Origin of the sequence: Streptomyces sp. B15, from assembly GCF_018070605.1 — a bacterium.
GTDB lineage: Bacteria > Actinomycetota > Actinomycetes > Streptomycetales > Streptomycetaceae > Streptomyces > Streptomyces smyrnaeus.
The window spans coordinates 1-7,422 of record NZ_JAGPXJ010000170.1 but is presented as its reverse complement, the minus strand read 5'-3'; the positions used below and the strand labels follow the sequence as shown (position 1 = coordinate 7,422).

The 7,422-nt window shown below is 71.2% G+C and carries 6 protein-coding genes; 2 read left to right on the top strand and 4 right to left on the bottom strand.

Translation table 11 applies throughout. The features are described from left to right. Both KBY19_RS35225 and KBY19_RS35220 read left to right on the top strand, forming a co-directional pair. The coding region (locus tag KBY19_RS35225) for a SpoIIE family protein phosphatase (RefSeq protein WP_210967458.1) at window positions 1-1,729 on the top strand (1,729 nt) is incomplete at its 5' end. A gap of 340 nt (window positions 1,730-2,069) precedes the next feature. Further along, entirely contained in the window at window positions 2,070-2,609 is a 540-nt protein-coding gene (locus KBY19_RS35220) for a hypothetical protein (RefSeq protein WP_247691736.1), read from the top strand. A 22-nt stretch (window positions 2,610-2,631) separates the two neighbouring features. Here the strand turns inward: KBY19_RS35220 and KBY19_RS35215 are convergent, their stop codons facing one another. From KBY19_RS35215 to KBY19_RS35200, 4 genes are read right to left on the bottom strand one after another with little or no spacing between them, the layout of a single operon-like run. Continuing rightward, a complete protein-coding gene (locus KBY19_RS35215) occupies window positions 2,632-3,819 on the bottom strand; it encodes an MFS transporter (RefSeq protein ID WP_210967457.1) in 1,188 nt (395 codons plus the stop codon). Continuing rightward, a complete protein-coding gene (locus KBY19_RS35210; protein WP_185019028.1) occupies window positions 3,819-4,436 on the bottom strand; it encodes a GNAT family N-acetyltransferase in 618 nt (205 codons plus the stop codon). The genes KBY19_RS35215 and KBY19_RS35210 overlap by 1 nt, the downstream gene beginning before the upstream one ends. Further along, window positions 4,436-5,767, bottom strand: coding sequence for a DUF6271 family protein (locus tag KBY19_RS35205; RefSeq protein ID WP_210967456.1), 1,332 nt, complete (start codon window positions 5,765-5,767; stop codon window positions 4,436-4,438). The genes KBY19_RS35210 and KBY19_RS35205 overlap by 1 nt, the downstream gene beginning before the upstream one ends. Further along, on the bottom strand, window positions 5,749-6,843 hold the full coding sequence (locus KBY19_RS35200) for a phytanoyl-CoA dioxygenase family protein (RefSeq protein ID WP_099885821.1): 1,095 nt from the start codon (window positions 6,841-6,843) through the stop codon (window positions 5,749-5,751). The genes KBY19_RS35205 and KBY19_RS35200 overlap by 19 nt, the downstream gene beginning before the upstream one ends. Between the last annotated feature and the right edge of the window lie 579 nt (window positions 6,844-7,422).

Genomic DNA, 7,422 nt, shown 5'->3' with positions numbered 1-7,422 from the left:
CTGCCGCCGCGCGAGCCGCGTCCTGCGTCAGGCCGCCGACAACGGCCGTCCGCTGCTGCCGCAGGACGAGCCGCGGCTGCTGCGGTCCCGGGGCCCCGGCCGGCCCGAGCCGGCGCAGGCGGCGGCGGCCTTCGAATTCGCCGAGCGCCTTCCGGTCGGGTGCTGTTCGCTGAACGTGGACGGGGTGGTCGTCTTCCTCAATTCCGCGACTGCCGACCTGGTGGGAGTGGACGCGGAGACGCTGCTGGGGACCCGTCCCTGGGAGTCGCTGCCCTGGCTGCACGATCCGGTCTTCGAGGACCGGTACCGGGCCGCCGTGATCTCACGGCAGCCGGCCTCCTTCACCGCCCGACGGCCCCCCGACACATCGCTGTACTTCCGGCTGTTCCCCGGAGAGAACGGGGTGAGCGTCCACATCACACCCGCCGCTGCCGAGCACGCCGCCCCGTCCTCCGACCGACGCCGTCCGCAGGCCGAGCGGCCGGCCAGTGCGGCGGCCCTCTACCACCTCACCCATCTGGCGGCCGTCCTCAGCGAGGCGGTGGGTGTCACCGATGTGGTGGAGCTCGTGGCCGACCAGCTCGTACCGGCGTTCGGGCCCGGCGCGCTCGCCCTGATGACCGCCGAGGAGGGCCGCCTGCACGTCGCCGGCCACCGCGGCTACCCGGCGGAGCTGATGGCCCGTTTCGACGCGGTCCCCCTCACCTCCGACACGCCGGTGACGAACGTCCTGTCGACCGGCGTCCCGGCCTTCTTCTCGAACTCCGCAGAACTGGAAGGGGCCCATCCGTACGCTGGTCACCGGGACGCGATGGCCGCCTGGGCGTTTCTGCCGCTGTCCGCGTCGGGCCGCGTCATCGGCACCCTCGTGCTCGCCTACGACCAGCCCCACCCCTTCACACCCCCCGAACGGGCCCTGCTGACCTCCTTGGCCGGGCTGATCGCCCAAGCGCTGGACCGCGCCCGCCTCTACGACACCCAGCGGCAACTGGCCCACAGCCTGCAGACGGGCCTGCTGCCGCACCGGCTGGCCAGCGTCCCCTCGCTGGAGGTGGCCGCGCGGTACCTGCCCGCGGGGCGCGGCATGGACATCGGCGGCGATTTCTACGACCTCATCCGCAGCGACCGCTCCAGCGCCGCGGCGGCCATCGGCGACGTCCAGGGGCACAACACCACCGCGGCGGCGCTCATGGGGCAGGTGAGAACCGCCGTCCACACCCATGCGACCGCCGGTGTGTCGCCCGGAGAGATCCTTGCCCGTACCAATCGGCTCCTCATCGACCTGGACACCGGGCTGTTCACCAGCTGCCTGTACGCCCACCTCGACCTGTCCCGCCGGGAGGTCCGCCTCGCCACAGCCGGACATCCGCCGCCCCTGCTGCGCCATCCCGACGGTCGTACGGAGACCCTGGAGCTGCCTCCCGGACTGCTGCTCGGGATCGAAGCCGACACCGACTACACGACGGTCGGTTTCCCCTTCGAACCCGGAAGTGTCCTCGCCCTCTACACCGACGGACTCGTCGAGACCCCCGGCGTCGACATCGGGGTGTCCACCGCCGCGCTGGCCCACAGACTCGCCGAGGCCGGCGACCAGGATCTCGAAGACCTCGCCACCACCCTCACCGCCCCCACGGTCCAGCACACCCCGCCCACCGACGACATCGCCCTGCTCCTGCTGCGTCCCACGGCCGGACGGCCCAGCCAGGAGGCGGAGCCTCCTTCTTCATGAGCGCGTCGAACAGCCTCCAGCCGTCCCACTCCGTCACGACGGGCGGTGGCGGACCGTCCGGAACCAGGTCATGCCGCCGCCGACGAGGCGGCGTAGCCGACGCTCGCTGCGCATGTTCCGCACGGTACGGGACACGCCACGGCCGGCCGCCGTCCGGTGGGAGCAGCCCGCAGCGGAGCATGCCCGCGCGGAGTGAGCCCGCGGCCCGCGGGGCGGGGGGGAACGAGGTGGGTTCCTTCGCGTGGGTGAGCGCACCGGCCCGGTCATCATCCCCGGGGACGAGCCGGGTCGGGCTCGCGGGCTGACGGGGCGCGGCGCGCGGCCCACCATGATGGGACCCATGAGCACCCAGGTCACCACCGAGACCCCTGTCACCGCGCCACCGCCGCCCCGTTGGGCGGTGTGGGCAGCGCACGCGACCACGTTGGTCGTCCTGCCAAGCGGCCTGTGGCGCATCGCCCTGGTGCTCGGATATCCGGCCGGCTACACCGACGAGGGGTTCGTGCCCTTCCAGTCGCTCGACGCGAAGGTCTGGATGCTGACGCTGAGCGTCGTCTGCGAGTTGGTCGCCTTCCTGACGATCGGTCTGGTACGGCCGTGGGGCGAGATGGTGCCGCGCTGGATACCGTGGCTGGGCGGGCGGGCCGTCCGCCCGATGGCAGCTGTCGTCCCGGCGGCGCTGGGTGCGGTGGTACTGACCGCGCTGTGGGCCAAGATTCCCTGGTGGTGGTCGTATCCGCACGACAACATGACGGACACCGGGAACCTCGTGGTCGGCATCCTCTACCAGCCGGTTGTCCTGTGGGGCCCGTTGGTCGCCGCGGTCACCGTCTCCTACTACCGGCGGCACAGGCCGCGCCGCGGGGGCGGGCGCGCCTGACGACCGGGCCCCGGCGGCGACCTCAGCCGGAAGTGGCGGCCACCGGGGTCCAGCGGATCCGGGAGCAGCACAGTGACACCACGAGGGCCGAAGCGGCCACGGTCGCCATGCCCCACGCCAGATTGCTGGCGCTCGCGATGAAACCGATGAGGGGCGGCCCGGCCAGCAGTCCGGTCGTGCCCATGGCGGCGACGAGGGTCAGCGCGTCCGAGCCCTGCCTGGCCGCGGCGGCGTACACGCAGGGGGTGACGGCGGCGATCCCCAGGCCCACGCAGGCGAAGCCGACGAGCGCGGGTACGACGCCGCCGCTCACCAGCGCGAGGGCGAGTCCGGTGCCCGCGAGCGCGCTGCCCAGCAGGACGACCCGGCCGTCGCCGAAGCGGTTGCGCCAGCCGTCGGCGAACAGCCGGGCGAGAACCATCATCCCCGAGACGACGGCGATCCCCAGGGGCGCGATCTGCGCGGACGCCTTGGCGATGTCCCTCATGTACAGGGTGGACCAGTCGTTCATGGCACCTTCGGCGACCGTGCCGAACACCATGGCGCAGCACATCCACAGCGTCACCCGGGACGGCAGCGCCCACCGGCCGCGCTCCTGCTTCTCCGTCTCCTCGGCCGGCTCGTCGTCGTCGAGGAGCCCCGTGCGTGCGTAGGTGCCCAGCAGCACCAGAAGGACGGCCGCCACCGCGAAGTGGGCCCCGACCGACGAGGTCACCGCGCTCATCCCCGAGGCGAGCAGCGCCGCCAGCAGCGACCCTCCGCTGAAGACCGCGTGCAGCCTCGCCATCGCGGTGCGTTCGTATCGCGCTTCGAGTGCCGCTCCCTGCGCGTTCATGGCGACGTTCAGGCAGCCGACGAGGAGACCGTCGACGCACATCACCAGCAGGGCGACGGGGTAGTTCGGTGCCGCCGCCAGGGCGAGGAGCAGCAGCGTGAGACCGAGATGGGACAGGAGGGCGAGCCGCTGGGAGCCCAGACGCCTCAGCAACATCGCCACCAGCGGGAACGACACCGCCGCACCGACCCCGGCGGCCATCAGCAGCATCCCGACCTCGGCGGCGGTCAGCTGCAGCGCGCTCTTGAGAGCCGGGATCCGCGAGGCCCAGGTGGCGTACTGGAACCCGAGGGCGCAGAACAGCGCGGCGATTGCCGACTGCCCATGGAGGAAGGACCTGTGGGCAGGGAGGGCGAGGGCGCGGAACACATGCATCAGCTCACTTCGTGTTGCGGGACCGGCACCGGCACCGGCCTGGACATGTAGACCGCGCCTGTGCCGTAGCCACTGCCGGGCGGCACGACTCCTGGATGGGGTACGAAGCCGCGGGCCGCCCAGAACCGCTCGCTGCCGCCGACGGCGACCAGCGAGATGCGCTCGTGCCCACGCGCTTGCGCGGTGCGGGTGAGGTGGCGCAGCAGTTGCTGGGCCAGCCCTCGGCGGCGCAGCGTCCGCGTGACGACGATGTCGTGCAGATGGAGATTGCGGGTCCGGAACGCGGTGGCGCCCTGCGCTTGTTCCAGATCCGGGTAGCGGAAGGCCGGGTAGGGCAAGGCCAGCAGGTATCCGGCCGTCCGGGAACCGACGTCCAGCAGGAAGCATGTGCCCGGTGAAGCGGATGCCCGGGACTGCAGTGCGGCCGGCCCCTCCGAGAGGCCCAGTCCGGCGTAGGCGTCCCGCTCCAGAGCCGCGACGGAGTCCCAGTCGCTGTGGAGGATGTGGCGGACGCGTACGGTTCCGAGACCGCGTACGGCCTCGGAACCGTACGCAGCCGTCTCCGCCCTGCTCGCGGCGCCCGGCCGCGGCTTCGGTGCAGCTGTGCCCGTACGCATCACCCGTGCACCTCCGGCCGGCCGGACGGCGGTGGGCTCAAGGGGGTCTGCCGGGCGGCGGACATCAGCTCGCCCCAGGCCTCGGTCAGCACAGCGAAGTCCTCGATGTCGCTGCGCGCCTCGTCGAGCAGGCGTTCGCGGCGGACGGCCAGTTGGTCGGCGACGGTGGCGTACCGGCCGCCCAGCCGCCGGTAGGCGGAGTCGAGAGCGTCCAGGCGCTGGACGTTCTCGCGCCGGTCGAGCGGGGCGGATTCCCGCGCGAGCGCGGCGATGGCCGAGGCGCGTATGTGCCCCCGGTCGTCCAGCAGCGAGTCGCCGGCCTCGGCCATCCCGTCGTAGATGAAGTGGAAGTGGAGCATCGACAGCAGGAACTTGGCGAAACGTGTCTGATAGGCCAGGAAGCCCGGCCCGGTCCGGCGTTCGGACGTGTGGAAGTTGACGATGTGCCGGTTGTGCAGGACGCCGGGCAGTCCGGCGTTCCGCACCAGATGGAGCAGGAAGTAGTCGCTGCCGATGGTGTCTTGCGCGGGCGGCAGCGGCACTTGTTCGTGGACGCCGTGGAAGCTGATGTTGCACATGTCGACCCGCATCGGGTCGACCAGGGTCAGCAGCGAGTGGTCCCGCTCGAACGGTCGCGTGCCCGCGCCCCGGAAGGATTCGTCCACCAGCTGACGCTTCTGCTCGGCCGGCCAGTGCGCGGGCGCCCAGAGGCTGACGACGTCGTGGTAGACCTCGGGGTCCGCCGCCAGGATCTCGCCGATGTCCACGGACGGTTCGCCGATGAACGAGCTGCCCACCATCGCGACCCGTCTGTCCAGGTGCTCGGTCGCCAGCGTTGTCCCGTCCACGTCGCGCGCGGCATCCGCGGCCCGCTTGCCCAGCGACCTCAGTTCGTGATGGACGGGGAAGACCGGGCGGCCGTGTGCGTTCTGGTACCGGCTGTCGGAGTCCCTCCGGTGGACGGACTCGCAGCCGAGCGCGGCCGCGAGCAGGAAAGCGCGATCGGTGCAGGCTCCGTAGGAGAGCCCGTCCGGCAGCAGCAGATCGCGCAGCAGCTCGGGCTTGGCGCTTCCGGTGCGCACGGTCACCCGCTGGAGGAAGTCGCGCTGCCGCGCCTCGTCGAGGTGGTGCACCGTGAGGTGCGGGGAGGTGGGCAGGCGCCGCACGGCCTCGGCGTGCTCGGCGTACACGGACGGTGCGCAGGAGTCGAGGATCAACAGGTGGACATCGTTGTCGAAATGCTCGACGGCGTACGCGGCCTCCTCTCCGACAGCCGCGATCGTCGCCGCACAGGGCCTGTTGGTGGGGAGTGTCAGGCAGATACTGCGCATGTCTCCTCCCTCATGGCCTCGCTCGTGTCGGCGGTGGCGGCGGTGTCGGCCGCGTCGTGGGGCCCTGGCCAGGAGTCGAGCCCCAGCAGTTTCGCGCCCAGGGCGGTGAGTCGGGCGGGACCGTAGCGCAGGGACTCGTGCTTCGTGCTGTCGCCGAGCAGCGTCGCGTTCCAGTCGGGGGTGGTGAGATGGCGCCAGGAGTCGATCCGTGACCGCCGCAGCGCCTGATGGGATTCCAGCGCGGGCATCATGGACAGGTACTGGACCGAACGCACTCCGCTGTCGGAGGTGTTGGGGGCCACTCCGTGCGCCAGCAGACCGTTCCAGATCAGCAGGTCGCCGGCCGCCAGTTCGGGACGTACGACGGGCATCTCGTCCCGGTCGATCGAGGGGCGTATCGGGTCGCGACCGTCCGGCTGGAGCGCCTTCCACCGGTCGAACTGCCGGAACAGCTCGGGGCAGCACTGGAAGCCTCCCAGCTCCGGCTCGGTGTCGTTGAGGGCGATGATGCCCTGCACCCGCTGGGGCGGTGTGCCGAGCGAGGTGTCGATGTCCCAGTGGAGTTCGATGTCGAAGCCCCGGTCCCGCTGCTCGATCAGGGCCCGGTCGCGGTTGCCGATGTTGGGCGGGTTGAGGTTGAGCCGGTCCAGGGTGACCCAGAGCTCTTCGCAGTCCCATACGTCGACGAAGGCGTCGTAGACCCGCTGCGTCTGGCGGCTGTCCCAGATGAGCTGGTGGTGGTACGCCTCGACGAAGCCGTAGATGTGCAGCTCCCGTTCGAGGTCGGAGCCGAACTCGCGTTCCTGGTACCAGCTGTCCGGGCGGGCGGGATCGAGCCCTTGGAACTCCCAGGCGAAGTCCAGCAGCCGCCGGGCGGCGGAGGCGGGGATCGCCTCCTTGACGACGATGTAGCCGTAGTTCTGCCAGAAGGAGAAGTCCTCCTCGGACAGCACCCGGAGCGGGCGCGTCTTGCGCAGATCACGAAGGGGCGTACGGGCCAGGTAGGTGTCGCCGTCCGCGCTGAAGTAGGGGATGTTCGATGCGGCTCGATGGAGATGGGGGTCAGACGTCGCCATACGGTGCTCCAGGTGCTCACTGTCGCCCCGGGACGGCGGAGCGGCAGTCTGTTCGTCCGGTGGAAGTGCGAGGGCGCTGATCGGTCGGGTGGGCGGCAGGGGCGCTGTTCGCGGCCGGGTCGCGGCGCGGGGGTGGCGGGGCCGACGGGGCGCTGGGTGGCGGTTCCTGCCGTCGGCGACCGGCGGCCCGCAACCGTCCCCTGGTCCACGGGTCAGGTCACGTTGCGGCGGGCTCGCAGGCGCGGCGGGATGGGCACACACCCCGATGTGAACGGAACGTGCGCCACACGTGCCTCTCCTTTGGCTCGCGCCCCACCCAAGTTGGACTAGACCAAATCGGATGTCAACTCCGGTCCCTGTGCGGCGAGGTGGCTGGCTCCTGCCGCGCACGGCCGTGGGTGCGAGCTCGTGGGGGCGCGGTTCGGCCCCTTGGTGTGTGCCGTTCGGCGTGTGTGGTTACTCTGGGGCACACGTCGTTGGTCTGTACCAAGTTGATCGGAATGCGGATGCCGTGCGCTGCCGTCACCGACGTACCGATCCCACCGAAAGGCGCCGTCGATGTCCGCCGAACCGATATCC

Bases quoted from the DNA above. Each gene is read 5' to 3' on its own strand.
- KBY19_RS35220 (WP_247691736.1), top strand. From the start codon at position 2,070: ATGAGCACCCAGGTCACCACCGAGACCCCTGTCACCGCGCCACCGCCG.
- KBY19_RS35215 (WP_210967457.1), bottom strand. From the start codon at position 3,819: ATGCATGTGTTCCGCGCCCTCGCCCTCCCTGCCCACAGGTCCTTCCTC.
- KBY19_RS35210 (WP_185019028.1), bottom strand. From the start codon at position 4,436: ATGCGTACGGGCACAGCTGCACCGAAGCCGCGGCCGGGCGCCGCGAGC.
- KBY19_RS35205 (WP_210967456.1), bottom strand. From the start codon at position 5,767: ATGCGCAGTATCTGCCTGACACTCCCCACCAACAGGCCCTGTGCGGCG.
- KBY19_RS35200 (WP_099885821.1), bottom strand. From the start codon at position 6,843: ATGGCGACGTCTGACCCCCATCTCCATCGAGCCGCATCGAACATCCCC.